24 protein-coding genes and 1 pseudogene are annotated in these 26,408 nt (G+C 37.5%); 24 read left to right on the forward strand and 1 reads right to left on the reverse strand.

Going from position 1 to position 26,408, the window contains the following annotated elements; all coding sequences use genetic code 11:
- Positions 1–12 precede the first annotated feature (12 nt).
- From THMIRH_RS11325 to THMIRH_RS11430, 22 genes and pseudogenes are all read left to right on the forward strand, one after another.
- Positions 13–549 (forward strand): polysaccharide biosynthesis/export family protein, encoded by a 537-nt coding sequence (locus THMIRH_RS11325; protein ID WP_173292196.1) that lies wholly within the window; start codon positions 13–15, stop codon positions 547–549.
- Complete coding sequence (locus THMIRH_RS11330; protein ID WP_173292197.1) at positions 549–2,813, forward strand: GumC family protein; 2,265 nt, start codon at positions 549–551, stop codon at positions 2,811–2,813. Before THMIRH_RS11325 ends, THMIRH_RS11330 begins: the two co-directional genes overlap by 1 nt.
- 39 nt (positions 2,814–2,852) lie before the next feature.
- Positions 2,853–3,578, forward strand: a complete 726-nt coding sequence (locus tag THMIRH_RS11335; protein ID WP_173292198.1) for a tyrosine-protein phosphatase — start codon at positions 2,853–2,855, stop codon at positions 3,576–3,578.
- Between the two features lie 36 nt (positions 3,579–3,614).
- Positions 3,615–4,334, forward strand: coding sequence for a hypothetical protein (locus THMIRH_RS11340; protein WP_173292199.1), 720 nt, complete (start codon positions 3,615–3,617; stop codon positions 4,332–4,334).
- Between the two features lie 322 nt (positions 4,335–4,656).
- A pseudogene (locus tag THMIRH_RS11345) lies at positions 4,657–4,782 on the forward strand (UDP-glucose 6-dehydrogenase); the annotation flags it as partial.
- Positions 4,783–5,121: 339 nt separating this feature from the next.
- Positions 5,122–6,345, forward strand: a complete 1,224-nt coding sequence (locus THMIRH_RS11350) for an MATE family efflux transporter (protein ID WP_173292200.1) — start codon at positions 5,122–5,124, stop codon at positions 6,343–6,345.
- Complete coding sequence (locus THMIRH_RS11355; RefSeq protein WP_173292201.1) at positions 6,326–7,774, forward strand: hypothetical protein; 1,449 nt, start codon at positions 6,326–6,328, stop codon at positions 7,772–7,774. Before THMIRH_RS11350 ends, THMIRH_RS11355 begins: the two co-directional genes overlap by 20 nt.
- Positions 7,771–8,670 (forward strand): glycosyltransferase family 2 protein, encoded by a 900-nt coding sequence (locus THMIRH_RS11360; protein WP_173292202.1) that lies wholly within the window; start codon positions 7,771–7,773, stop codon positions 8,668–8,670. The genes THMIRH_RS11355 and THMIRH_RS11360 overlap by 4 nt, the downstream gene beginning before the upstream one ends.
- A complete protein-coding gene (locus tag THMIRH_RS11365) occupies positions 8,670–9,809 on the forward strand; it encodes a hypothetical protein (protein ID WP_173292203.1) in 1,140 nt (379 codons plus the stop codon). Before THMIRH_RS11360 ends, THMIRH_RS11365 begins: the two co-directional genes overlap by 1 nt.
- Positions 9,806–10,210 (forward strand): LbetaH domain-containing protein, encoded by a 405-nt coding sequence (locus THMIRH_RS12150; RefSeq protein WP_173292204.1) that lies wholly within the window; start codon positions 9,806–9,808, stop codon positions 10,208–10,210. The genes THMIRH_RS11365 and THMIRH_RS12150 overlap by 4 nt, the downstream gene beginning before the upstream one ends.
- A gap of 68 nt (positions 10,211–10,278) precedes the next feature.
- Positions 10,279–11,217, forward strand: a complete 939-nt coding sequence (locus tag THMIRH_RS11375) for a glycosyltransferase family 2 protein (protein WP_173292205.1) — start codon at positions 10,279–10,281, stop codon at positions 11,215–11,217.
- A gap of 4 nt (positions 11,218–11,221) precedes the next feature.
- Positions 11,222–12,439 (forward strand): glycosyltransferase WbuB, encoded by a 1,218-nt coding sequence (locus THMIRH_RS11380; RefSeq protein WP_173292206.1) that lies wholly within the window; start codon positions 11,222–11,224, stop codon positions 12,437–12,439.
- 5 nt (positions 12,440–12,444) lie between these two features.
- Positions 12,445–13,563 carry a GDP-mannose 4,6-dehydratase gene (gene gmd / locus THMIRH_RS11385; RefSeq protein WP_173292207.1) on the forward strand — a complete coding sequence of 373 codons (1,119 nt, stop codon included), beginning with the start codon at positions 12,445–12,447 and terminating at the stop codon, positions 13,561–13,563.
- 272 nt (positions 13,564–13,835) lie between these two features.
- Positions 13,836–14,078, forward strand: coding sequence for a type II toxin-antitoxin system Phd/YefM family antitoxin (locus THMIRH_RS11390; RefSeq protein ID WP_173292208.1), 243 nt, complete (start codon positions 13,836–13,838; stop codon positions 14,076–14,078).
- A 5-nt stretch (positions 14,079–14,083) separates the two neighbouring features.
- A complete protein-coding gene (locus tag THMIRH_RS11395) occupies positions 14,084–14,347 on the forward strand; it encodes a Txe/YoeB family addiction module toxin (protein ID WP_173292209.1) in 264 nt (87 codons plus the stop codon).
- Between the two features lie 15 nt (positions 14,348–14,362).
- On the forward strand, positions 14,363–15,322 hold the full coding sequence (gene fcl / locus THMIRH_RS11400; protein ID WP_173292210.1) for a GDP-L-fucose synthase: 960 nt from the start codon (positions 14,363–14,365) through the stop codon (positions 15,320–15,322).
- Positions 15,306–15,788 (forward strand): GDP-mannose mannosyl hydrolase, encoded by a 483-nt coding sequence (locus THMIRH_RS11405; protein ID WP_173292211.1) that lies wholly within the window; start codon positions 15,306–15,308, stop codon positions 15,786–15,788. Before fcl ends, THMIRH_RS11405 begins: the two co-directional genes overlap by 17 nt.
- Before the next feature lie 51 nt (positions 15,789–15,839).
- Positions 15,840–17,225 carry a mannose-1-phosphate guanylyltransferase/mannose-6-phosphate isomerase gene (locus THMIRH_RS11410; protein ID WP_173292212.1) on the forward strand — a complete coding sequence of 462 codons (1,386 nt, stop codon included), beginning with the start codon at positions 15,840–15,842 and terminating at the stop codon, positions 17,223–17,225.
- A gap of 130 nt (positions 17,226–17,355) precedes the next feature.
- On the forward strand, positions 17,356–18,783 hold the full coding sequence (locus THMIRH_RS11415) for a phosphomannomutase (protein WP_173292213.1): 1,428 nt from the start codon (positions 17,356–17,358) through the stop codon (positions 18,781–18,783).
- A gap of 209 nt (positions 18,784–18,992) precedes the next feature.
- On the forward strand, positions 18,993–19,985 hold the full coding sequence (galE, locus tag THMIRH_RS11420; RefSeq protein WP_173292214.1) for a UDP-glucose 4-epimerase GalE: 993 nt from the start codon (positions 18,993–18,995) through the stop codon (positions 19,983–19,985).
- Positions 19,986–20,221: 236 nt separating this feature from the next.
- Positions 20,222–21,619 carry an undecaprenyl-phosphate glucose phosphotransferase gene (locus THMIRH_RS11425; RefSeq protein WP_173292215.1) on the forward strand — a complete coding sequence of 466 codons (1,398 nt, stop codon included), beginning with the start codon at positions 20,222–20,224 and terminating at the stop codon, positions 21,617–21,619.
- Positions 21,620–21,683: 64 nt separating this feature from the next.
- Positions 21,684–22,046 carry a VanZ family protein gene (locus THMIRH_RS11430; protein WP_173292216.1) on the forward strand — a complete coding sequence of 121 codons (363 nt, stop codon included), beginning with the start codon at positions 21,684–21,686 and terminating at the stop codon, positions 22,044–22,046.
- A gap of 20 nt (positions 22,047–22,066) precedes the next feature.
- Here THMIRH_RS11430 and THMIRH_RS11435 read toward each other — a convergent pair whose 3' ends face one another.
- Positions 22,067–23,413, reverse strand: coding sequence for an O-antigen ligase family protein (locus THMIRH_RS11435; RefSeq protein ID WP_173292217.1), 1,347 nt, complete (start codon positions 23,411–23,413; stop codon positions 22,067–22,069).
- Between the two features lie 480 nt (positions 23,414–23,893).
- On the opposite strand from THMIRH_RS11435, the gene THMIRH_RS11440 reads away from it, so the two are divergent.
- Both THMIRH_RS11440 and THMIRH_RS11445 read left to right on the forward strand, forming a co-directional pair.
- On the forward strand, positions 23,894–25,678 hold the full coding sequence (locus THMIRH_RS11440; RefSeq protein ID WP_173292218.1) for an EAL domain-containing protein: 1,785 nt from the start codon (positions 23,894–23,896) through the stop codon (positions 25,676–25,678).
- Positions 25,679–26,021: 343 nt separating this feature from the next.
- The gene (locus THMIRH_RS11445; protein WP_173292219.1) at positions 26,022–26,366 is read left to right on the forward strand and encodes a helix-turn-helix domain-containing protein; all 345 of its coding nucleotides are present in this window, start codon (positions 26,022–26,024) and stop codon (positions 26,364–26,366) included.
- Positions 26,367–26,408: the final 42 nt, after the last annotated feature.

The raw sequence follows: 26,408 nt of genomic DNA on the forward strand, positions 1-26,408 counted from the left end.
AGTGCTTGTTGCATGAAGTTTTATGCTCGTCTTTCTCTTATATTTATAATTGCTATGTTTGCAAACATTTCAATTGCAAACACTAATACAGAGTATCAACTCTCGTCAGGTGATGTTATTTCAATCACTGTTTTTGCAGAACCTGACTTGAGCCTAGAGAAAATTAAACTTAATGAAACAGGCAGCTTCTCCTATCCATTTATTGGTGAGGTCAAAGCTGAAGGCCTCTCCTCAACAGAATTACAAACTAAAATCACTAACGAACTTTCAGGAAAATATTTAGTTAATCCCAAAGTAACTGTTAGCATCATCGAATACCGCCAATTTTATATTAGCGGAGAAGTTAAAAACCCAGATGGTTATCCATTTCAACCTGGTCTAACCGTTCGTCGGGCAATTGCGTTAGCCGGTGGACTTTCAGAACGCGCTTCTGAAAATCGTATGACCGTCATCCGAGAAAAAGACCCCACTAAAACACCAGAAAAAGTAACCATGGAAGACTTGGTTATGCCTGGTGATACCCTTACTATAGACCAAGGTTTCTTTTAATGGATCACACCTCCCAAATTCAAAACAACAACAATCTTCCAACACAAATCAATCACAACGCATCTAATAATAGCGATGTCATTGATTTACTTCCGCTTTTCCAGACAGTCTGGCGCAGAAAATGGAGCATTGTCACCATTGTATTTATCGTAATGCTTTTAACCACCTTAGTGGTTATGAGCATTATCCCAACCTATCGTGCCTCAACCACCATGCAAATTGAACAACAAGAAGCCAAAGTTGTTTCGATTGAACAGGTATACGGCATTGATAACAGTAGCGAATACCTTCAAACACAGTTTGAGCTTTTAAAATCTCGCGCCCTCGCTGAAAAAGTGGTCAAGCTTTTAAACCTTACAAAACATAAAGAGTTTGACCCCGCACAACAAAAACCGCCTTTAATAGATATTAAAGGTTCAATTCGCAGTTTACAACTTAGCCAAATGCTACCAGGCCTGGTTCCAGAAAGTTTTGACAATCCTGCCCCACCCACTGAAGAAGAGATTCTTGATAGCGTGGTTAAAGCCTTTATGGAAAGAATCTCTATTCAGCCAATCAAAAAGAGCCAATTAGTCATTATCAACGTTGACATGCAAGATGCTAAAATGGCCACAAAAGCAGCCAATATGCTGGGTGAAACCTTCATCAACAGCCAATTAGACGCTTCTATGGAAGCCACTTTTACGGCCTCTAAATGGATGAACTCTCGTCTTTCCGAATTACGCGAAACGCTTCAAGCCTCAGAAAACAAACTGCAAGCCTTTAAAGACCAAGAAGGATTAATTGATGTCGATGGTGGCATTACCAGTGTATCTACCAATGAATTAACGGCCATCAACCAACGCCTTGTCGACGCAAGAAGTAAACGCGCCGAAGCAGAAAGCCAATACCGTCAAGTAAAAGGTATTAAAAAAGATGATTGGCAAAAACTTGCCGCCATACCTGCTGTTTTAAGCCATCCACTTATTCAAACCTTCAAAACAGAAGAAGCACGCGCCAAAGCAAAAGTTAATGAACTCTCAAAACGTTACGGGCAAAGCCACCCATCCATGCAAACCGCTCTAAGCGACCTAAACGCCGCTCAAGCCAGTTTAAAAGCCCAGGTTTTACAAATTGTGGCGGGTATTGAAACCCAATATCAGATTGCGGCAGCCAATGAATATTCGCTTAACAAATCAGTCAAAGAAAACAAGCAACAAATCAAAGATATCTCTAAAAACGAATTCAAACTTCGCGAACTGCAGCGTGAAGTCGACTCCAACCGGGCCATATTTGACACCTTCATGACGCGACTCAAAGAAACCACAGCGACTTCTGACTTACAAACCACTAATGCTAGAATTGTAGACCCTGCTGTTATACCCACAGAACCCATCAAGCCCAAAAAGGGTTTAATCATTATCATAGCGGGTTTCCTGGCGGGTCTTTTCGCGGTATTTTTAACGCTTTTATCTAATGCACTAAACAACACCTTTAAATCTGCAGATGAGATTGAATCCAAGCTCAACATACCCGTACTTGGTGTTTTACCGCTTATTAAAAACATCAAAAAAGATCAAAAAATTGCGTTAAGTTTCCATAAAAACATCGACAAAATTTTCTCCGAATGTGTCAGAACCGTGCGCACCAGTGTCATGCTATCGTCTATAGATACCACACACAAAGTTGTTATAGTCACCTCGTCTATTCCAGGTGAAGGTAAAAGTACAACCTCAATCAACTTAGCCGACGCCATAGGCCAGCTTGAAAAAACATTGTTGATTGAAGCCGATATGCGCCGCCCAACCATGTCCAAAATATTAGGCTTACAACCTGGTACACCCGGCCTGGCAAACTTAATTGCGGGTAGCAATTCAATTGAAGAATGTATAAAATCGCTTTACGGCGGCATGGACATCATTGTTGCAGGTATTGTACCGCCAAATCCGTTAGAGTTGCTTTCGTCTGAAAGGTTTAAAGACCTAATAGACGAGCTCTCTGAGACCTATGAAAGAATCATTATCGACTGCCCTCCCGTGCAAGCCGTAAGTGACGCGATTGTTTTATCCGGCTTTGCTGACTCCGTTATCTATGTTATAAAATCAGACTCAACAAACAAACAAACGGTCATGCATGGTGTTGGCAAACTATTACAAAACAAAGCGCCCATCAGAGGCATTATTCTTAACCAAGTCGATATCAAAAAAGCCAAGCAACAAGGTTATTCTTACGAAGGTTATTATGACTATTACGGCTACAGCAGCGATAATGCCAAGGCAACTTAATCGCCGCATCAGACTGATTAACTGATTGACTGATTAATTATGTATGACCTCCACAACCATCTTTTGCCAGGTATTGATGACGGATCCCCAGACATCAATACCTCACTAGAACTTGCCAAGATTGCCATCTCGCAAGGCATCACCCACATGGTTTGCACACCACACATTCATCCTGGGCGCTATGACAACACCCTCGCATCCATCGCCACTGCTCTCAATAGTTTTAAAGAAGCCCTAGTACAACATAACCTAAACTTAATTGTCTCTGCTGCTGCAGAAGTAAGAATTGGCCCCGAAATACTGTCAGCAATCAAACTCAATACTCTACCTTTCTTAGGCACCTGGAATAACCAACAAGTTTTACTGATCGAGTTTCCAAGCAACATGATACCTATAGGCAGTGAAAAACTCACTCAATGGCTAATAGCACAAAACATAATCCCCATGATTGCCCATCCAGAGCGCAATCAAGCGATCATAGACAACCCCAACAGGCTCCGAACCTTTCTAGACCAAGGTTGCTTAACCCAGATAACGGCCGGGGCTATAACCGGTAATTTTGGCCAAAAACCACAAAAAACTGCCGAAATACTGCTCCTAGAAGACAAGGTTACCATCCTAGCGACCGATGCCCATAACCTTAGCTATCGCCCACCTGTTATCCAAGAAAGCTTGCAAAAAGTTACTCAACTCATAGGTGAAACCCGAGCCAAAAAACTCGTTTTAGACAACCCAATGGAAATTGCAATCAACAAATGGCACTGATTTTTAATTGTCCCCAAAATAAGGCAAGTCATTAAAATGACAAACATGAAAATAAGCATCAACACAAAAGCAAAATCCATCAGCTTAATTTTAATAGCAGGCCTGGTCATTTTTATCAGCGTACACATGTTTATATCTAGCCTTTATGCCATACAAGCCAACTTATTTTTAAAAGACTGGCAAAATAAAGCCAGCACCCAGAAAGAAATTGTCTTTATCCCAACTGAGCAAGCCTGGTTAAACGCAAATCAAGCCAGTCAAAAGGCCATTAACAATGCCCCAGTCAAAGACGCTTTTTTAGAAGAACAAGCCGCCAAAATTTACCAATGGAAAACCTACGCCGAGCCGTTTGGAGACTCAATCAGTCAAAGCAATCGTGCGCTTGCCTTACAAGGCTACAGATCGCAAACCAAAATCACCCCACTATGGCCTGCCGCTTGGTTAAATTTAGTCTCTATAAAAATCGAACTGTCAGAGTATGATCAAGAATTTTATAATGCATTTAGCATGGCCGAACAAACTGCCAACCAAAACCCAGAAGTTAGCTCAAGAATAACCATCTTAGGTGTTCAAGCCTGGAAAAACCTTGATAACCCCACCAAAACTAAAGTCCTTAAAAACATTATCACCGAAGCAGGTCTTAGCAAAAAAAATAGCCAAGACTTAAAGCCACTTTTACAAGCCTACAAAATGTTAGACATTAGCTGTTTTTACGCCAAAGCCATCAAAGCAAATACCTTTGAACTCTGTAAATAAAAATATAACTTAACAAGATAGATAATGTCCCTTGTTCTTTCGTCTTAAGAAACATTGACACCCTACTCATACCTTGTATTGACGCTAATACTATCAAAATTTAATTAGAGAACCTAAACAGGCAAACGCAGCCTAACCATGTAGCACAAACCACTAACCCAATACGGCTCAATATGATTTAGCGTCTACACAAAATTTTAAAAATAATTGAAACACTAATCACCAATATTAATGTCAATTCACTCATAATTTAAAGATAATTTATTTGCCTTAACCCACTTAATGTGTAAAATAAAGTAAAAATATTTATAAGGTATTTCTAATGAAAATCGCAGTCGCTGGAACCGGATATGTAGGTTTATCTTTAGCTGTTCTATTAGCCAAACATCATGAAGTGGTTGCACTCGATATTGTGCCCGAAAAAATAGACCTGCTTAAAAGTAGAAAAATACGGTAGTGTCTTCCATAGTATTCGAAAAGTAATTCAAAACTACACAACAATGACTTTTGAATACGAGTATTACGGCGACGGCTAAATGGCTACAGTGAAACATGCCCAGCAAAACTAACACTAGAGCGTTTGCTATAACAGTTCAAAGACCAAAGCAAAATTGAATTTCGTGGCGCATCAAAAGCGGGAGTTATTTCATAAGATGAACAAAGTAATCTTAATGGAAAATAGTATCTTTGCCAACAGTCGTTCTGAGCCTTTACAATCCCATTCAAAATTAAAAGTCATAAATGGTGCTTTCCCCGTTTATATACTAGGTATAAATAAGAACAAACAATGAAAAAACTTGTACTGTTAGAACAAGCAACAATAAGCTTTTCAAATTTCTTGCTTGCAATTGTACTGGCAAGACTTCTTGGTATAGAAGCATTTGGTATATTTGCAACAATTTGGCTAATAGTTTTGTTTATCAACAGCATACACCAGGCTTCGATCATCTTTCCAATGATGTCAATAAACCCTCTGATTTTAAATAACAAGACATATAGGGGTGGCTTAAACTCACTCCAATTAATATTTATAGCAGTAGCTTCAATTCTTTTCATAACGTTATTTCAATTACTGTCATTGTTTATAACTTTTGATTCCAATCTGTTACTACCTGCATTTTTAGCAATGCTTAGCTACCATATGCAGGATTACTTAAGAAGATTATTTTTTGTTGATAGTAATCAGTACCTGGTTTTTTTGTCCACTATAACTAGCTACCTCTCGCGTTTTGTATTCATAGCCATATTTATATACCTAGGCAACTCACTAACTCTAGAAGACACCTTTTACATTTTGGCTCTCTCTTATTTTATTGGCAGTCTATTTGGCTTTAATAAACTAAAAACATTATTTGGCAAAAAAGCTTTGATCTATTCAAGCAAAAAACATTTAAAAACGGCTAAATGGCTTATTCCATCAGGTGTACTACAATGGTTTTCAGTTAACTTTTTCATGATACTGGCCGCGGTCATATTATCTCCAATTGCTGTTGGCGCAATAAGAATTGGGCAAAATATTGCACAATTAATCAATGTAATTTTGTTAGCCGCCGAAAACTATATACCTCGCACAGCTGCAAAAATTTATAAGGCTGGTGGTATAAATAAATTAAAAGTTTACTTAGTAAAATCCACCTTATATCTGTTTGCACCAGCACTGGCTTTAATACCATTAACTTTATTGTATTCAGACTTTATTATCGATTTAGTTTATGGCAACGAATTTACAGAGTTTTCTTTTGTCCTAGTATGGTTTGCGTTTATGACAACGTCATTAGTACTAATGACGGGATTACGCACTTATCTTAGAGTCTTAGAACAAACAAAACCTTGGTTTCTAGGTTATTTAATTTCTTCACTATTCTCACTAGTTTTTGCCTACCCATTAGAAATCACTTTTGGTTTGAACGGTGCATTGTTTGGAATGACTGCAGCACAACTTATACTAATCTTAAGCGCATTAATATATGCAAAAAAACTAGGGCTTTTTAATGAAAATCTGCAAGCTTGAACTAAATTTAAACTCAAACTTAAAAAATCAAATGGACGAAAAAGACTATATACAAATTTCAGCTGATGCTAAGGAACTATTAAGTTCTAATAGATTTGATTTAGCTGCAAAACTCCTTTTTTTAAGGTTTTATGAAAATGGTTTTCCAAATGGTTTTGGTAGAGAAGTTTATATTGAACATCAAAAAGCAATGAATGGACTTTACGAAGCTGACGGTTCTAATAAAATTGGAGAAGAACAATTTATAAAAGCTTTTATTGAAGTGTTTAACTCAATAAAAGACAGTGGTTTTAATCAAGAAAATATTGTACCCACTGCTAAAGATAAAACCATATTGGATGGCGCACATAGAATAGCCTCTAGCATCTACACAGGTAAAGATGTTGTTTATGTGGATACAGGACTAGACTCATTAAACCTCAATTATCAGTTTTTTAAAGATAGAGGTCTGGCAACGGTTTATCTTGATGCAATGGCCAATGAATACATTACTTACAAAAAAGAAATTTATCTCGCGATTGTATGGCCTACGGCAGGCCAAGAAAACAATCAAGCGCTTAAAGAATTACTCTCTAGTAATGGTTCTATTGTTTATAACAAAACAATCCACTTAACACGGAATGGCTCCCTATTGTTAGTAAAAGAAGCTTATTCAGAAGAAGCTTGGTTAGGCAACTATGCAGACGGTTTTCAAGGCGCGCAAAATAAATCTAGTTGGTGCTTTAATAAAGAAGGGCCAGTACAAATCTATTTATATGAAACATCACAAGATTTGATTGAACTTAAAGATAAAATTAGAGCTATTTATGGTGAAGGCAAACACTCTATTCATATGACTGACAATAAAGAAGAAACAGTTAAACTTGCAAACCTATTATTTAATGACAATGGTATACATTGGTTAAACAACGCAGGCCTACGTGATTTTACATGGTTCAGAGAGCTATTATCTAATTACAAATCGTTTTTAAAAACAAACAACCATAAAAATCAAGACTTCTGCCTTGATGGCAGTAGCGTACTTGCCGCTTATGCCATAAGAGAACCAAGAGATCTCGACTTTATTCATAACGGTCAAAATGAAATTGATACAGGGTACAAAGAAATTGGTGACCATAACTCTGAACTTACTTACCACCCGCTACCTAAAGATTCACTAATAAATGATCCACGAAATTTTTTCTACTATGATGACGTAAAAGTATTAGCCTTACATGTTATTCAATCCCAGAAAAAGAAAAGAAATGAAGATAAAGATATAGAAGATTTACGCTTAATAAAAATGATGATTGATAAAGGCGTCATCAACTACAGCTTCAAAGAAAGCATTAACATTTATAAAAGCCCTGCTTTTTGGAAAGGTCGAATTAAATTCTTTCTTTTAAAAACAAGGTATTTCTATACTAAAATTAAGTTGTCTATGAAATGAAAAAAATTTCCGTTGTTATTTTAACTTTTAACGAAGAACAGCACATAGAGCGTTGTTTAAATTCTTTAAAAGAGGTTGTTGAACAAGTATTTATTGTGGATTCTTTCTCTACTGACAAAACAGTCGAACTGGCAGAAGCTTTAGGTGCAAAAGTTTACCAAAACAAATGGGTAAACTATGCCAACCAATTTGAATGGGGCTTAGATAATTGCCCTATAGTAACGGAATGGGTCATGCGAATGGATGACGACGAGTATCTTGAGCCGGAGCTATCTAATGAAATCAATGATAGCCTAAATACGTTAGATGATGAAATTACAGGCATCTACTTAAAACGTAAAGTCTTCTGTAAAGGTAAATGGATTAAATATGGCGGCTTTTACCCGCACATATTACTCAGAATATGGCGCAATGGTATAGGCCGGATAGAACAGCGTTGGATGGATGAAAATATCGTCTTATCTAAAGGTCAAATTGTGCAATTTAAAAATGATTTGGTAGACGATAACTTAAATGATATTACCTGGTGGGTAAACAATCATAACGCCTATGAAACAAGAGAAATGCTTGACCTTATGAATATAAAATATGGCCTATTCGAAAGTGATGATGCACTTCTAGAAACTAATGTCCCACAGGCAAAAAAGAAACGGTTGTTAAAAGGAAAAGTATACTCAAAAATACCAACGGGTTTAAGAGCATTTTTATATTTTGTATACCGTTATGTTTTTAAATTAGGTTTTTTAGATGGTTCAAAAGTGTTTGTGTTTCATTTCATGCAAAGCTGTTGGTACAGATTACTTGTCGATGTAAAGGTTGATGAGTTTGGACTACAAGTAAAGTCCAAAGGTATAGATAAAACACTGGACATGTATCATGTTCTGAGAACACAATAATGCTTCACTCCCCATATAATGATATGAATTTTCTTGCAAAAGCAGTTTTGCTTCTATTTATAACTTTAGCTATTTACAGTTTTTTGTCCATCAATACAGCGTTAAACACTTCAAAATATTTTGAGCTTTTTCTTATTGTTTTGGCAGCCTTCTCGGCCTTGGAAGTACAAAAAGTAGCAATACCCTACATTACAGTTCTCGCAATTTATATCACTTTTTCTTTAATCTATGCACTACTATTAACAGATACATATTTTTTAGATTTTCTTGTTGCATATAAACTTTTCTTCTACTTATTAATAGGTTTTCTATTTCTACACAAACAATACTTTGATAGTAGGTTTATAAAAAACCTATTTAATCTATTGTTGTTTGTATTTTTTGTTAAGTATTCAATATCATTACTCGGTGGCTTCTCTCATAGACCAAGTGTATTCATTGAAAACAATTTTGAACTAATGTTTTTGTTATTGCTTGGTGTACTCTCATACCATATTCATGGCTTTAAAATAACAAGCTTTATAGTTCTTTCACTCATTTTTATCATGTCTGGTTCAAAGTCTGCAATTTTAGCTCTTGCTTTCGCAATACCCGTTTTATTAATTCAGCGTTTAACGCTTATCAGAATTTTATCAATAATTGTTTTTAGTATATTTTTACTAAGCGCTGTTTATTATGTATTCCTTACAAGGGGAGCTCTTTCACTAGAAAATATCGATCGTTTTTTATTCCTAAATGTATTTCTAAGTGAATACACTGCTTTCAATTGGGTAAATTTATTATTTGGTGCAGAAAGGCTAACTGAACTATCTAATCAATCCTGCTCATCGTTGGTTTATTACGAAAAATTATTTAGCTATAAAGACGCAAACAGTTGTTATTCCGTAGTTTTCCACTCTTACCACTTGAGAACCTTGTATGATCACGGATTGGTAGTTTATATTTTGGTTATTTTATTGGTTTATAAAACATTAAGATTAGCTGGTCATAATAATAGATTAATATTGATTGTTATTGGCGTCGCTTTAATAAATGGTCTTTCAGTATCATCTTTCAATAGCGTCTTTTTTGCATTATCTTTGTTTTTTTATCTAACCACTTACCAAAACGAAAGTTACCCGAGATTTAGAAAAAAATGAATTGCCCTGATAATTTTAGAAGCCGTAGTGCTTTAACCGTACAAATTTGGTGGTTTGTTCAAAGTACCTTATTTGGTCTTTCACATCAATTTATGTTCCAGTGGCGTAATTTTTTATTACGTTTTTTTGGTGCAAAAATTGGTAACGGCGCCATTATCCGACCAACGTTTAAAATCACATACCCTAGGGAACTAACAACGCCCCCATTCCAAGGAGGCGACTTATTTTTTTTGAATACTTTATTGGAAAAAGACAATGAACTTAAAGATTTTGGGCTGCCTGCACAAGAAATCGCTTTGGCTTTATCACGATACATTTCAAGCCAAAATAGTACACCAGTTTGTTCGATGTTTTCACCAGAGCACATAAAGTCAAATGTAAAAGCAATGGAAAAAATATAACCTTTAATTTAGTTACAACATGCTGTTTATCGGGCGGCTTTAAGAAATAGATAAGATTGGATGACGTTATGAAGCCAAAAATCACAGTTCAAATTTTAACCTTTAACGAAGAAAAACATCTTGCACGCTGTATTGATTCAGTTGCTTCTTTTGCAAGCCAAGTCGTCGTTATCGATTCTTTCTCTACTGATAGAACCGTTGAAATTGCCAAAGAAAAAGGTGCGTTAGTCTTGCAAAACAAATGGCTTAATAATTATGCCCATCAGTTCAACTGGGGTTTAGATAATGCAAATATTGAGAGCGATTGGATTATGCGTTTAGATGCTGATGAATACATCACACCAGAACTCGCTGAAGAAATTGTAAATAAACTACCAGGCCTGGTCGATTCTGTCAGTGGTATTTATATGCGTAGACGTATTTTCTTTTTAGGTCAGTGGATGAAACGAAGTGGTACCTACCCAATGTGGGTTTTACGCTTATGGCGTAATGGGCATGGTCGTTGTGAAAACCGTTGGATGGATGAACACATATTACTTTCTCAAGGTGAAAGTACTCGTTTTGAACATGATTTAGTGGATGATAATCTCAACGATCTGACTTGGTGGACCAATAAACATAATCACTACGCAACTAGAGAAGCGGCTGACTTACTAAACCATAAATATCATTTCACACCATTTGACGAACGTGATGAAAGTGATGGTGAACAAGCTATGTTTAAACGCTGGTTAAAAGAAAAAGTCTATGCCAACATTCCTCTATTTGTACGCCCTTTTATCTACTTTTTATACCGTTACTTCATTCGTTTAGGTTTTTTAGATGGGCGAAGAGGATTTATGTGGAATATTCTGCAAGGTTTTTGGTATCGCTTTTTAGTCGATTCAAAAATGTTTGAAGCAGAAGAAATAATTAAACACGCAAGCAACAAAAAAGAAGCGGCACAGGATTTAGTTGAAGACCAATGGGGTTTAAAACCACCAACTAAAACAGCTAATAAAGGATAATCTGATGAAAATCCTTTTAATCTCCACTAACTATTCACCAGAACTTACCGGTATTGGTAAATACTCTGGTGAAATGACTGAATGGTTAGCGAAACATGGGCATGATGTGCGGGTGATTTGTGCTCCACCTTATTACCCTGAATGGAAAGTGAGTGAGGATTATTCTGCGTGGAAATATCAAAAACAATCTTCTGAAAACCTAACGGTTTACCGCTGCCCTATTTGGGTGCCTGCTAAACCAAGCGGCTTAAAACGTTTGTTACATTTAGCCTCTTTTGCGTTAACCAGTTTGCCTGTTGTTTTACGCCATATTTTTTGGCGCGCAGACGTAATCATTTGTGTTGAACCGCCTTTGTTTAATAGTTTTGGCGCTATTTTAACGAGCAAATTATCGGGTGCTAAATCAATCTTACATATTCAAGATTTTGAAGTGGATGCAGCTTTTGAATTAGGTATTGTAAAAGCCAATTGGTTAAAACGTTTTATCTACGGGGTTGAACGTTTTTTAATGCGTCGTTTTGATAAGGTCTCAACCATTTCTGAGGCGATGCTTAAAAAGCTGGATGAAAAAGACATTGCCAAAGACAAACAATTGTTTTTTCCTAACTGGGTAGATACCAGCTTTATCCATCCTTTAAGCACTGTCTCTGAATATCGTTCTGAACTCAATATTCCATTAGATAAACCTGTGGTTTTGTATTCTGGCAACATGGGTGAAAAACAAGGATTGGAGATTGTGATTGAAGCAGCTAAAAACCTAGCGAATGACAATATTCAATTTATCATGTGTGGCTCAGGGGCGGCCTTAGATCGTTTGCAAACTTTAGCAAAAGGTTTAGATAATATTCTTTGGTTACCCTTACAGCCTTTTGAACGCTTAAATGAATTTTTAAACCTAGCAGATATTCACTTATTACCTCAACAAGCCGGGGCAGCCGATTTGGTTATGCCGTCTAAACTCACGGGCATTTTATCGTCTGGTCGCCCCGTTGTGGCCACTGCACAGCAAGGCACCCAAGTCGCTTGTGTGGTTGAGGGTAAAGGCATGGTAGTTGCACCTGCCGACAGTGAAGCGTTTAGTGCCGCTATTAAAACCCTGGCCAACAATCCAAAATTACGCAATGAATTAGGAATAAACGCTAGAACCTATGCTGAAAATAACTTAGAATATAATTCAATTATGTCCAACTTAGAAACAGAATTAAAACTTTTAGCAAGGTGAATAAAATGAAGAAAAAAGCGCTTATTACCGGTGTTACTGGCCAAGATGGTTCCTATTTAGCCGAATTCTTATTAGAAAAAGGGTATGAAGTTCACGGTATTAAACGCCGAGCTTCTTCATTTAACACTCAGCGTGTTGACCATATTTACCAAGACCCGCATGTGGATAATAAAAATTTTATTCTGCATTATGGTGATTTAACCGATTCATCTAATCTAACGCGTATTTTGCAAGAAGTACAACCGGATGAAGTGTATAACCTAGGCGCACAATCTCATGTTGCGGTTTCGTTTGAATCACCTGAATATACCGCCGATGTAGATGGTATGGGAACTTTACGATTATTAGAAGCGATTCGTTTATTAGGCTTAGAAAAGAAAACCAAATTCTACCAGGCCTCTACCTCTGAGTTGTACGGTAAGGTCCAAGAGATTCCACAAAAAGAAACCACGCCTTTTTACCCTAGATCACCTTATGCTGTTGCCAAAATGTATGCTTATTGGATTGTGGTTAACTACCGTGAGTCTTATGGCATGTATGCCTGTAACGGCATTTTGTTTAACCACGAATCACCTCGCCGTGGTGAAACCTTTGTTACCCGTAAAATAACGCGTGGTTTAGCGAATATTGCCCAAGGATTAGAACAATGTTTATATATGGGTAATATCGATGCGTTACGTGACTGGGGACATGCCAAAGACTATGTGCGTATGCAGTGGATGATGTTGCAACAAGATAAAGCCGAAGACTTTGTTATCGCAACGGGTGTGCAATACTCGGTTCGTCAGTTTATCGCTTGGTCTGCTGAAGAGTTAGGCATTACTTTAGAGTTTACCGGTGAAGGTATTCATGAAATTGGAACCATTACCGCTATTGAAGGCGATAAAGCCCCTGCCTTAAAAGTGGGTGATGTGATTGTAAAAATCGACCCAAGATACTTCCGCCCTGCCGAAGTAGAAACTTTATTGGGTGATCCATCAAAAGCCAAAGCCAAACTCGGCTGGACACCCGAAATTACCGTACAAGAAATGTGTGCAGAAATGGTAGCAGTAGATTTAAAAATCGCACAACGCCATGCATTGCTGAAAGAACACGGGCACGATGTTCCGGTTTCTGTGGAGTAATTTTATATTCAAGCATCTTGCGGTTTTATCCAGAGAAACCTAGCACCACGACCATTGTGAGGAACGCAGCGAAGTGACAATCTAATTCGGCATAGCGTTTAGCCTTGGGAGATTCTTCACTTCGTTCAGAATGACAAGAGTGGCGTTTAGAATGACAAAGTGGATGTACAGATTACATGAGTTGTATTTAGATTGATTATAGTTATGATACATTTGCTCGTCCAAACGCAATAACGTACGATAACTTCAATCTGTATTAGGTGATTTGAATTATGACAACATTAAACTCTACCGAGGCACGCTCAAACCTTTACGGCTTAATAGCTCAGGTGAATGAATCTCATGAGCCGGTAACCATTACCGGTAAAACAGGTAATGCTATTTTAATTTCAGAAGATGACTGGAGCGCCATTAACGATACGTTAACGCTTTTGAATATTAAAGGCATGCGAGAATCGATTGTTGAAGGCATGCAAACCCCTCTTGATGAATGCAGCAAAGAACTTGATTGGTAAGCAATATGACTTGGACTTTGGTCTACACCAAACAAGCACAAAAAGACGCTAAAAAACTATCTGCTAGAGGTTTAAAGCCAAAGGCGCAAACATTGATGAGTATTTTTGAAAAAAACCCGTATGAGAATCCACCCCGTTTTGAAAAACTTGTTGGGGATTTAACCGGTGCTTATTCTAGACGAATTAATATACAACACCGCATCGTATACCAAGTTTTTGAAGAGCAGAATATGATTAAAGTTCTGCGCCTTTGGTCCCATTACGAATAAAACGAGTTTAAACAAATGAAAAATATTTTTGTAGCAGGCCACAGAGGCATGGTAGGTTCGGCGATTGTTCGTCAATTAGAACAAGACAGCCATAACAAGGTTATTACCGCCACCCGTTCTGAATTGGATTTAATCAATCAATATGCGGTCAATGCCTTTTTTGCCAAAAACAATATTGACCAAGTCTATTTAGCGGCGGCTAAAGTGGGCGGTATTCATGCCAATAATGAATACCCTGCAGAATTCATTTATGAAAACCTGATGATTGAAGCCAATATTATCCATGCCGCGCATCTAAACAATGTACAACAACTATTGTTTTTAGGCTCTTCTTGTATTTACCCAAAGCTAGCACCGCAACCAATGAAAGAAGATGCCCTATTAACAGGCGAATTAGAATGCACCAATGAACCTTATGCGATTGCTAAGATTGCCGGGATTAAGTTATGTGAAAGTTATAATCGTCAATACGGGCGTGATTATCGCAGTGTGATGCCAACCAATTTGTATGGTGAAAACGATAACTTTCACCCAGAAAACTCGCATGTGATTCCTGCGTTATTAAGACGTTTTCATGAAGCGAAACTCAATAATGACCCTGTTGTTATGGCTTGGGGTTCGGGCAAGCCCATGCGTGAGTTTTTGCATGTAGATGATATGGCCGAAGCCTCTATTTTTGTAATGAACCTAGATAATCAAACCTATCAACAAGAAACCTCGCCCATGTTATCTCATATTAATGTGGGCACCGGAGTGGATTGTACAATTCGTGAATTGGTAGAAACCGTGGCTAAAGTGACGGGCTATAAGGGTAAGATTGAATTTGATGCAACAAAACCCGATGGTGCGCCAAGAAAGTTAATGGATGTATCACGCTTAGCGCGTTTAGGCTGGAAAGCTAAAACCAGTTTAGAAGACGGATTAGCCGCAACCTACGAATGGTTTTTAGCGCATCAAGATGACTACCGAAAGTAATCTGCTACCTTTAAAAGCCTTTAAACAAGTAGTGCAAAATGCACCGCTGTTTGCCATTGATTTGGTGGTGGTCAATGATAAAAATCAAATTTTGGTTGGCGAACGCTTAAATGCTCCCGCTAAAGGTGCTTTGTTTGTGCCAGGTGGCCGAGTTTACAAAAATGAATCTTTAGAAGATGCGTTTAAACGACTTTCTAAAGCCGAACTGGGTTGTGAATTAGAAAGACACCAAGCCTGTTTATTAGGTTTGTATGACCATTTTTACGATGATAGCTTTTTTAGTGCCAACATTTCGACCCACTACATCAATGCAACGCATGCCATTCGGCTGTCAACGGAGTTGTTGAATTTACCAACAGAGCAGCACAATAAATATCTTTGGGTTGCGATTGATGAGTTAGCAAATGACGAAACGGTTCATAAATTTAGTAAAGTTTTTTTGCCCGCTTTAATAAACTGGCTCTAACCAAAAATTTTTCACGATGCAGCGATAAGAAAACACATTAAGGAAATTCTTATGATTAACATTATTCTATGCGGCGGTTCTGGAACACGGCTTTGGCCTTTGAGCCGTACTATGTTACCTAAGCAGTTTGTGCGTTTATTTAATAACCGCTCTTTGTTTCAAGATACGGTTTTAAGAAACCAGCCCGTGTGCTCTCATTCGATGATTGTTTCTAATAAAGAGCAGTATTTTTTGGCGGTTGATCAGTTAAGCCAAATACATTCGCATAATGCCCAATTCTTATTAGAACCGGTTGGGCGCAACACCGCGCCCGCAATTGCTTTAGCTTGTATGGCGTTGGATGCTGATGATTTAGTGTTAGTGACCACTTCTGATCATTTAGTGAAAAACCAAGCGGCTTATGAAGCGGCTGTTTTAGAGGCTAAGGCGTTAGCTGAGCAAGGTAATCTGGTGACCTTTGGTATTAAACCGACTTACCCAGAAGTAGGCTTTGGGTATATTGAAGCGAATGGTCACGAGGTGTTATCTTTTAAAGAAAAACCCGATGTTAAAACAGCACAATCATACATTGACCAAGGCAATTATTATTGGAATTCTGGCATGTTCTGTTTTAAAGCGGGCGTGTTTTTAGATGAACTCAAACACTATGCGCCAGAAATGCACCAAGCCTGCTTAAATGCTATGCCAAAAGATGGTTTTAAGCTAGAGATACGTATTGAACTTGATACCATGAACGCAATTCCTGAGGACAGCATTGATTATGCGGTGATGGAAAAATCACGAAAGGTAAAAGTCGTTCCTTGTGATATGGGTTGGTCTGACTTGGGGAGTTTTGATGCATTATTTGATGAGGTTAAACAACCAGGCCTTGAAAACGCGGTGTTATCGCGTTTAGACGATTCACCTGAACCGATTTGTATTGACTCTAGCAATAATTTAATTGTGGCACGCGAGCGCCAGATTGCTTTAGTGGATGTAGAAGATTTATTGGTTATAGATACTTCTGATGCCATTTTAATTTCTAAAAAAGGCAGTTCACAAAAAGTTAAAGCAGTGGTTGCTCAAATCAAAAAACAAGCGCCAGAATTAGCCGATATTCATCGCCTAGCGTTTCGTCCCTGGGGAACCTATGAAGTATTACAAGACTCCGAGCAATACAAGGTTAAACGCATTGTGGTTAAACCAGGCAGCAAGCTGTCGCTACAAAAACATTTTCATCGCAATGAACACTGGATTGTGGTCTCAGGTACTGCCACGGTGACTGTTGACCAAGATGTATTTTTGGTTAGACCCAATGAATCAACTTATATTCAAATGGGCCAACTACACCGCCTAGAAAATCAAGGCAAGATTGATTTGGTGATGATTGAGGTGCAAGTGGGTGAATACACTGGTGAAGATGATATTGTGCGAGTGGATGATATTTATGGGCGTTAAGCTTTAACGCTTAATAGCCACATGACTTCAACAAAATAATACCTAAAATGGCTGTTATTTTGACCAGGCCTGGTTGATTTTATGCAATTTTTAGCAAAATTTTTTACATTAATTACGAGATTTCATCGATATGAAACTAAGCCACAATGTTATTAAAAACTCGGGCATTGAATTTGGAACAAGTGGCGCTCGTGGCCTGGTTGAGCAATTTACCAATGAAGTATGTGCTGCTTTTACCCTTGCCTTTTTATCAACATTAAAAGGCAGATTTGAGGTTAAATCCGTTTGCATTGGCATAGATAGAAGACCCAGCAGCCCGCAGATTGCGGCCGCTTGTTGCTCTGCCGCCGCTACTTTTGGTGTAGAGGTGGAATATTGCGGGGTTTTACCCACGCCAGCATTGGCCTATAAGGCAATGCAAAATAATCAAGCGGCCATTATGATTACGGGCAGTCACATTCCATTTGATAGAAACGGCATTAAGTTTTACCGACCAGATGGTGAAATTTCTAAAACGGATGAGCATTTAATTTTAAGCGCAGAACAAGTTATCCCCACAATTGACTATGCCGCTCTACCTTTAATTAAAAATGAAGCCGTTAATATCTACTTAGAGAGATACTTAAAATTGGTGCCATTAGATTTCTTACACGGAAAACGTGTGGGAATTTATGAACATTCTTCCGCTGGAAGAGCTTTGTATGTTGATTTATTCACCCAATTAGGCGCAGAAGTGATTTCTTTAGGGCGGTCTGAAGAATTTGTGCCGATTGATACTGAAGCGGTTAGCCAAAAAGACGTTGAACAAGGCATCGTTTGGGCAAACGAATTTCAATTAGATTTTTTATTTTCAACCGATGGTGATGGAGATCGTCCGTTGATTGCGGATGAGCATGGTCAATGGTTAAGAGGTGATATTGTTGGCTTGTTGAGCGCACAATATATTGGCATTAAAGCTTTAGCCGTTCCGGTCAGTTGTAATTCGGCAATTGAAAAATCGGGGCTTTTTGAGGTGGTTATTAGAACCAAAATAGGCTCACCTTATGTTATTGAATACATGGAAAATTTGATCCATGCCAATCAAACAGCTGTGGCAGGTTTTGAGGCAAATGGTGGGTTTTTGCTGGGATCTGACTTAACTATTAATCATCAAAGCCTTAAGGCTTTGCCTACCCGTGATGCTTTATTGCCGGTCATAGCTTTAATCGCATTAAGTATCGAATCTCAAAAACCTTTATCTGTTTTGGTGGATGCGCTGCCCTGTCGTTATACCGCAAGTGACCGAATTCAAAACTTTGCAAAGGAAAAAAGCCAAAGATTAATTGCAGAATGGACAAAAAATCCGGAAGCTGCTTTGGCATTTTTTGCATTACAGACTCATCACATTCAATCAATCGACACTACAGATGGCTTACGCATCACTTTAGATAACGACGACATTGTTCACTTTAGACCCTCTGGTAATGCACCAGAATTACGGTGTTATGCAGAGGCCGCGTCTTATAAAGCCGCACAAGCCTTAGTCTTTAACTGTTTGAAGCGCATTTCTGAATTTTGAACCCTTAGGATAACAAATACCTGGCTGTAGGTTATTGTTGTGGTTGTGAATGTTTAAAATAGGGTTGTTATCACTCAGCGTGAGTCATCTAAGCCTAGTAAAAATGTTAGTCTAATTTAAAAAACTCTACATTAGATCAGCGCTAGCACTTACTAGCCCGAGAACATCGGTTAAGAATTTATTAAATATCTTTAATGAGAGGATATCCCATGAAACTTTTAGTGGTTGGTGGTGCAGGCTATATTGGCTCTCACATGGTTAAAATGTTGGCTCAATCTGACCATGATGTTATCGTTTTGGATAACCTTTCAACGGGTTTTAGACAATCGGTTAAATATGGCAAATTGGTTGTGGGTGATTTGGCCGATATTCACTTGCTAGAAAACCTCTTCACAGAACATCACTTTGATGGCGTCATGCATTTCGCGGCAAACAGCCTTGTGGGTGAGTCGATGATTTTGCCATCAAAATACTACCGAAATAATGTTTCCAATACCTTAAATCTTCTTGATGTAATGGTTAGACATAATATTAAACACTTTATTTTTTCTTCAACTGCGGCGACTTTTGGTGAACCAGAATATTCTCCAATGAACGAACTTCATCCGCAAAACCCTATTAACCCCTATGGCGCTAGTAAATTGATGGTTGAGCACCTATTGAAAGATTATGCGACTGCCTATGGTTTGAATTCTGTTTGCTTAAGATATTTTAATGCCTGCGGCGCAGACCCAGAGGGCGAAATAGGCGAATTGCACGACCCAGAAACTCATTTGATTCCGCTGATTTTGCAAGCCGCTTCAGGTAGAAGAAAATCCATCACTGTTTTTGGGCGAGATTACGCAACTGCAGACGGTACTTGTATTCGTGACTACATTCATATCAACGATTTATGTTCGGCCCATGCCTTAGCGTTAGATTTTATTCAATCTGGCAAAGGTAAAGGCGCTTTGGCCTATAACTTGGGCAACGGACAAGGCTTCTCTGTACAGCAAGTTATTGATGCGGTGGTTAAGGTTGTGGCGGCAGATGGTTTTAGTTTAAAGATTGAGAATGGAGAACGCCGAGCAGGTGACCCAGCAGTTTTAGTGGCCGATGCGACACAAGCAAAAACGCTGCTGGGGTGGAAACCTAGGTACCCTGACCTAGAAACCATCATTCAACACGCCTGGAATTGGGAAAAAAAACAAAGCATACCTTAATGTTAAGGTGTGCTTTGTTGTCATAAAAAATTCAGCAAAAAAACACAAAAAATAACAACTAGTTAAAATTCTAACCCCCTCTTTTTGCCATTCGTAAAAGAATTTATTTTATGTGTTTTTTATCTATCATTTAAACACTTCTATGCTAAAATCATTGTGCAAAGCAATGTATATTCCCCTCATTGCTGTCTTTCAGATTTATTTTTGTTTATTAAATAAGTTTAAGTGAGTGACCAATGATTCAAGACACTTCTCGACTTCGATCTGACAATAATGCGCCTTCGATATTTCGCATCATTGATATCACCATTTTAGTCTTTTCACTAATTGTGGCGATTGGTCTATACGGCGTAGCATTCAACAAAGATTATTTGCTTTTATTGACTTTAACCTTGACCATTTTCTTTTTCTTAACTGAGGCGATGGGACTTTATCGCAAACTGCGTTTAGGAAAATTCGCCCAGCGAATAATGGTTATTTTCGCATCCACAACCTTAACGTTTTTGTTAGCGACTTTTGCTTTATTTTTATTTAAAGAAAGTGAAACTTTTTCTCGCGTCGTGCATGTGATTTGGTTTGTCTTATCTTTGTTTGGCTTTATTATGTGGCGGGTTGCCTATAGACATACCAAAGAAAAATTATATAAAAATGGCATTAATTTAAGAAAAGTGGCCATTATTGGTCTTAACCCTGTCGGTAGAAATTTACTTGAGCAAATTAAGAAATATCCCGAGCTAGGGTTAGATTTTATTGGCTTTTATGATGACCGCGAACCAGAGCGTTTAGAGGGTGATTTAAGCCCCCTTAAAGGTAAAGTAAATGATTTGCTAAAACTAGCTCAAGATGGCACCTTAGATAGTGTTTATATTTGTATACCTTTGGTTGCTGAAGCCCGTATTACAAAAATTATTCAAACATTAAGTGACTCTACGGTGAATGTTTTCATGGTCCCTGACTTTTTATTAAGTACCTTGATACATGGAAATATTGGAAACTTAGGAAATGTAGATACAATTAGTGTTTTTGAAGAACCTATCTCAGGCAGTAAAGAATTTTACAAACGTTCATTTGATATTATTTTCAGTTTATTTGCCTTGGTCATTACCTCTCCTATTTTATTGGCAATTGCCATCGCTATCAAAACGACATCGAAAGGACCTGTACTCTTTCGCCAATGCCGATATGGTCTAGATGGGCGAAAGATCGGCGTTCATAAGTTTCGTTCAATGAAAGTTATGGAAAATAGCGACACCGTTGTTCAAGCGACTAAAAATGATTCTCGAATCACGAAAGTAGGTGCTTTTTTACGCAAGACTTCTCTAGATGAACTACCACAATTTTTTGATGTTTTAATTGGCAACATGTCAGTGGTTGGTCCACGCCCACATGCCGTTGCTCACAATGAAGAATACCGTAAACTAGTTAATTACTATATGCTTAGACACAAAGTTAAACCCGGGATTACTGGTTGGGCTCAAATCAATGGATGGAGAGGTGAAACGGATACGCTTGAAAAAATGGAAAAGCGTGTTGAATATGATTTGCAATATATTCGAAACTGGTCATTATGGTGGGATATTAAAATCGTATTTTTAACGGTGTTTAAAGGTTTTATTCACAAAAACGCTTATTGATGCTTAACTTCAACTTCCAAAATGTCTTGATAAGACTTGATTCATTTATCCAAAAGGATTTAGATTGAAAATTTTGTTTCGCATCCGCTATGTGCTTTTTATGGTTAGTTTAACGATTTTGCTTTATGGGATTTTACGCCCAGAGTCACCACCTAATTTATTTAATCAATCCGATAAACTCATGCATGTCTTTGCATTTCTGGGGTTTAGCCTAATTACCCGTTTTGCATTTTGCTGTCGCAAATTTGTTTGGCTAGCATTGTTTCTAAGTGCACCTAGCCTTGAGTTTTTACAACACTATGTGCAAATCACTCGCCAGTTTAGCTGGGCAGATGTCGCAGGAAACTTAAGCGGCCTGGTATGCGCTTTAGTTGTTTGGAAGATAATACTTAAAGAGAGTGTTGAAAAAAATTTTAACAAAAATTGATTTAACAATAACGATGCTACTCAAGAACTTCTTACCCTGCTGCGGTGCGTATTTGCCAATACAGCTATTGCCGCAACGACAACAAAGGTCATAGCATTGGCTGGAATTTGTAAGTTAAAGTCTGAAAATGAGTGAATGATGATGGCAATCATGGCCATCGCGGCTCCAAAACCTACACCACTTCTAAAATGCGATTCTTTATTGCTTAGTGCCCTGAACGCCTGATACAGTGCAATAAGCGTAAATAAAACTAAGGGTAGGCTACCAATAATGCCGTACTCTGCCCAAAATTGAATATAGTCATTGTGAGCATGGTCAAAATGACCGCCAAAATTTGGTCCTGCATGCCCCATAAATACCACTTCATAACTGCCAGCTCCGTGTCCGATGAAAGATTTTTCTTGGGCCATAGGGATGGAATTGGTAAAGGCAAGCCCACGTAAATCATTGATATCAAAAACGAGCTTGCCGCCAGCTTCTTGGGTAACACTCACTTCTGTGTTGACCAGCCGGTCTTTTAAACGCTCTAATCCGAAGTATTGACTGATAACAATCATATCGATAATGATAAAGCTCACAAGCAACAAACTATTACGCAAGCGATGTTCTTTGGTTAGCAGAATAAATATAGCCCCCACAATCAATAAACTTGCGAAAAAACCAGCATTTCCCATTCTGGACTGAGTCATAACCAGCCCTATGACCATAATCACTAAGGCTAAACGAAGTTTAGTTTTCGGCCCTAGAAGCAAATCAATCACATTGCGCCAGCGAAATGACTTGCCATCTCTTAAAGCGAGCATCAACCCTATACCCAAACCGATCGTCATCTCCAAGTATCCAGCCAAATGATTACGGTTTACAAAAGTTCCAGTGGCTTTGCCTAGATAATGTTCTTTTGGCACACCAAACAACCACTCAACACCAGACAAGACCATGGATGCACCCCAAAATGCTTGAAATGCGCCACTCGCAACTAAAACACCGAGCAACAGCGTTAATCTCTTACGAGTATTGAATAGACTTATCATCATTAAAAACAGAAATGTGTAACCAATGCCTAGCATGAAATATTGAAAGCTTGCGCCAGGATTAGCTGTTAACCCAAACAACCATTGAATAGATACCCATAGCTGGGTCAATGACAATAAACCTAACATTGCTAGACCTGGTAGTTTCAGTTTTTTATCTGAATCTGGGCTTCTAAATAAATGATAACCCCACAACAGGGCTAGGAAACTAATCAAAATTATCAGTAAAGCCGCCGACCAGTCGCGATTACTGCCTAATGGAAGCGGAGCCCACACTATAGTTGCTAATAGCCCTGCTATGATAAAACCTTCTAAACGAGACTTATGATCTTCCATCGCCTTTCCAAATTAATGCTTACACTACTTAATGATTAAGTATCTCACATTATAATATGTTAATGCTGCTTAGTGAAATTGATGGCTGGTTTTCAAGCCTGTTCTTACGAATACCATATCTTGGTTATCTTTAATTGCAATTGTGATTTTCTTCATGCAAACAATTAACTCTTAGCTTTACATAGTTACCGTTGGCGCATCAACAACTTTCCGTTAAGTACTTTTTGATATACAGCTAATAAAATTAAATCGTTTTTGCATGGCATTAAAACCTTATCAAACGAACAAAATTTCAAAAGACCATGACTTACTAATGAAAATTAAAAAACTTAAATGCGAAGATTATATTATAATCAAAATTCATTACAGCTTATTGAATTAACACATAAATTTAATTTTTTAAGGCTCCTGGTTTTTTATGTTTTCTATTATATATTTTTTAAATAATTACCATTTAGAAATTTAAAGGTTATTAAAGTTATGACTTATTTTGGCAACAATAATCTTAATTCGGATTTTGATAAGGCTTACCATAAGCTTCTTGATGAAATAGTCAGTCAAACCTCAGTCGCTTTTTACGTTCTAAATCTAAAAAACCATTCAATTGAGTTTACGAATAACGCATTCAACTCTCTATTTGCCTGCCAATCTGGTTATTTTCATAAAAAAGATTTTAGCCTTTTCAAAGACTTTTTAACCGAAGAAGATTATCTTTGTTTCTTTAAGATTCATTTTCAAAGTTACATTCGATTGACACGAGCGAAGCCTAATAAGACGGTTCAAGAAATTAATATATTGGATAAAAATCTTAAGCAAAGAACATTAAAAGTTTCAATATCTTCATTATCTCTTTCCCAAGATTGTAAACCTAGCCATGTCTTAGTTCAGTTAATAGATATTACAATTCAAAAGAACCGAGAGAAAGAACTTATAGAATCTGAAAAGATTTTACATTTCATATCACATCATGATGCCCTTACAGAATTACCCAATCGAAAATTGTTAATCCACTATTTGAATGACAGTATTTTAGATTTTGAAAAAAAACAAGAAGGTTTTACAGTCATTTTCTTTGATATTGATAATTTTAAAAATATTAATGATAGCTATGGTCATAAAGTTGGAGATTCTGTTTTATTGGCTTTCAGCCAGCGTATAAAAGAAGTTATCTACCCAGGCGATATTTTAGGGCGCCTTGCCGGAGATGAGTTTGTACTGATTGCTTTTAATGTGTCTACAGATCAGCAAATAGAAAGCCTTGCGAAAAAGATAATCTTACAATTTAAAAAAATGATTGAAATTGATGAATTAAAATTTTTAGTAACTTGCAGCTTAGGCATCAGCAAATTTCCAGATGATGGTAAGACTCCCGGCGACCTTATCAAAAATGCAGATATAGCCATGTATCATGCAAAAAGAAATGGCAAAAATTTTTATAAAACATACGAACCAAATATGACTCTGGAAATTTTTAAGCGACTTGAAACTGAAAGAGAGATGATGAATGCCATTAATGAGGAACAGTTCGAAGTATATTATCAGCCACAAGTAAATATAAATACGAATGAAGTCGTTGGACTAGAAGCATTAATCCGATGGAATCATCCAACAAAAGGACTGATTAATCCAGACGACTTCATTCCCATCGCAGAAGAATTGCGTTTAATCATTCCCTTAGGTGAGTTTGTATTTCATCGGTCTTGCCAACAAGTACAAACGCTCATAGATGAGAATCTTTTTAATGGATATCTCTCAATAAATGTTTCAGGCGTTCAAATAGAACGAGGGAATTTTGTTGAATTTGTTAAGGACTCATTAGGAAAAACCCTTTTTGAACCCACAAAAATTGAGTTAGAAATTACAGAATCTGTGATTATGAATGATACAAAAAGCTGGATTGACGTTTTGAATAATTTAAAGAGTATTGGATGTAAAGTTGCCATTGATGATTTTGGAAAAGGTTACTCTTCATTAACACATCTTTCTAATTTGCCCATCGATAAAATCAAAATTGATAAAGCATTTATTGATGACATATCAGAAACCCAGAATTCCAGATTAATCACTGAAATTGTTATGTTTTTAGCTAAAAAAATGGATTTAACGCCTTTCGCTGAAGGCGTTGAAAGTGAAGTTCAAAGAGATATTTTAATGTCATTAGGCTGTGAATTTGTTCAAGGCTACTTTTTCAGCAAACCAAAATCATTTAATGACATTAAAAACTGGCTCAAAAGTGTTAGAGATACTCAATGCCTAGAAAACTAGTTTGTTCAGGTTTAATGTTATACAGGTATTTAACAATGCGTAATTTTAACGCAATCACAATGTTATATTGTTATTATTTTTGTATAATCAAGCATGAATGAAATAAACTGGACAACTAAAGCAATTAAGCAACTGCTGAAGATAGGTGTTTAGCCAATCAAACAACATATTAAAGATGCTGTCGAACAAGAATTGGCTGACTTTTCAAATTCACGCAACGTTAAAAAACTAAAGAATCATGATTATGATTAACGTTTACGGGTAGGTCATTATCGAGTCTTGTTTAATTATTCTGTTAACGGTGTCGTAAATATTGTTACGGTAGAGGAGGTAAAAAAACGAGATGAACGCACTTACTAATGTACAAGTCATTCACCAAGGTGGGCAACCAGCTTTTGTGGTGATTCCTTATGAAGACTATATGAATAGCATTAAGTCTCGCCAAGGTGATGCGATTGTACCCCATGCCGTGGTTTCTTTAATGATTGACGAAGAAATGACCATTTTTAAAGCTTGGCGTACCTATAAAAAACTAACACAAGCACAGGTAGCGCAAGCCATGGGCATTGCTCAATCAGCCGTGGCTAGAATTGAATCTGGTAAGCATGAGCCTTCTCTAAGCACCTTAAAATCCTATGCTAAAGCGATTGGTGTACTACCTGAGCAATTGGATTTAAGCGACAATTGATGTTTTTATGATGTCATTGGCAGTGTAAAAATCCCCCCTAAC

Origin of the sequence: Thiosulfativibrio zosterae, assembly GCF_011398155.1 — a bacterium.
Lineage (GTDB): Bacteria > Pseudomonadota > Gammaproteobacteria > Thiomicrospirales > Thiomicrospiraceae > Thiosulfativibrio > Thiosulfativibrio zosterae.

What these genes read in the sequence shown, in the direction of transcription:
- THMIRH_RS11340 (WP_173292199.1), top strand. Translation starts at nt 3,615, where the DNA reads ATGACAAACATGAAAATAAGCATCAACACAAAAGCAAAATCCATCAGC.
- THMIRH_RS11410 (WP_173292212.1), top strand. Translation starts at nt 15,840, where the DNA reads ATGATTAACATTATTCTATGCGGCGGTTCTGGAACACGGCTTTGGCCT.
- THMIRH_RS11360 (WP_173292202.1), top strand. Translation starts at nt 7,771, where the DNA reads ATGAAAAAAATTTCCGTTGTTATTTTAACTTTTAACGAAGAACAGCAC.
- THMIRH_RS11330 (WP_173292197.1), top strand. Translation starts at nt 549, where the DNA reads ATGGATCACACCTCCCAAATTCAAAACAACAACAATCTTCCAACACAA.
- THMIRH_RS11355 (WP_173292201.1), top strand. Translation starts at nt 6,326, where the DNA reads ATGAAAATCTGCAAGCTTGAACTAAATTTAAACTCAAACTTAAAAAAT.
- THMIRH_RS11440 (WP_173292218.1), top strand. Translation starts at nt 23,894, where the DNA reads ATGACTTATTTTGGCAACAATAATCTTAATTCGGATTTTGATAAGGCT.
- THMIRH_RS11405 (WP_173292211.1), top strand. Translation starts at nt 15,306, where the DNA reads ATGACTACCGAAAGTAATCTGCTACCTTTAAAAGCCTTTAAACAAGTA.
- gmd (WP_173292207.1), top strand. Translation starts at nt 12,445, where the DNA reads ATGAAGAAAAAAGCGCTTATTACCGGTGTTACTGGCCAAGATGGTTCC.
- galE (WP_173292214.1), top strand. Translation starts at nt 18,993, where the DNA reads ATGAAACTTTTAGTGGTTGGTGGTGCAGGCTATATTGGCTCTCACATG.
- THMIRH_RS11415 (WP_173292213.1), top strand. Translation starts at nt 17,356, where the DNA reads ATGAAACTAAGCCACAATGTTATTAAAAACTCGGGCATTGAATTTGGA.
- THMIRH_RS11335 (WP_173292198.1), top strand. Translation starts at nt 2,853, where the DNA reads ATGTATGACCTCCACAACCATCTTTTGCCAGGTATTGATGACGGATCC.
- THMIRH_RS11365 (WP_173292203.1), top strand. Translation starts at nt 8,670, where the DNA reads ATGCTTCACTCCCCATATAATGATATGAATTTTCTTGCAAAAGCAGTT.
- THMIRH_RS11350 (WP_173292200.1), top strand. Translation starts at nt 5,122, where the DNA reads ATGAAAAAACTTGTACTGTTAGAACAAGCAACAATAAGCTTTTCAAAT.
- THMIRH_RS11445 (WP_173292219.1), top strand. Translation starts at nt 26,022, where the DNA reads ATGAACGCACTTACTAATGTACAAGTCATTCACCAAGGTGGGCAACCA.
- THMIRH_RS11425 (WP_173292215.1), top strand. Translation starts at nt 20,222, where the DNA reads ATGATTCAAGACACTTCTCGACTTCGATCTGACAATAATGCGCCTTCG.
- THMIRH_RS11380 (WP_173292206.1), top strand. Translation starts at nt 11,222, where the DNA reads ATGAAAATCCTTTTAATCTCCACTAACTATTCACCAGAACTTACCGGT.
- THMIRH_RS11390 (WP_173292208.1), top strand. Translation starts at nt 13,836, where the DNA reads ATGACAACATTAAACTCTACCGAGGCACGCTCAAACCTTTACGGCTTA.
- THMIRH_RS11375 (WP_173292205.1), top strand. Translation starts at nt 10,279, where the DNA reads ATGAAGCCAAAAATCACAGTTCAAATTTTAACCTTTAACGAAGAAAAA.
- THMIRH_RS11325 (WP_173292196.1), top strand. Translation starts at nt 13, where the DNA reads ATGAAGTTTTATGCTCGTCTTTCTCTTATATTTATAATTGCTATGTTT.
- THMIRH_RS11395 (WP_173292209.1), top strand. Translation starts at nt 14,084, where the DNA reads ATGACTTGGACTTTGGTCTACACCAAACAAGCACAAAAAGACGCTAAA.
- THMIRH_RS11435 (WP_173292217.1), bottom strand. Translation starts at nt 23,413, where the DNA reads ATGGAAGATCATAAGTCTCGTTTAGAAGGTTTTATCATAGCAGGGCTA.
- THMIRH_RS12150 (WP_173292204.1), top strand. Translation starts at nt 9,806, where the DNA reads ATGAATTGCCCTGATAATTTTAGAAGCCGTAGTGCTTTAACCGTACAA.
- fcl (WP_173292210.1), top strand. Translation starts at nt 14,363, where the DNA reads ATGAAAAATATTTTTGTAGCAGGCCACAGAGGCATGGTAGGTTCGGCG.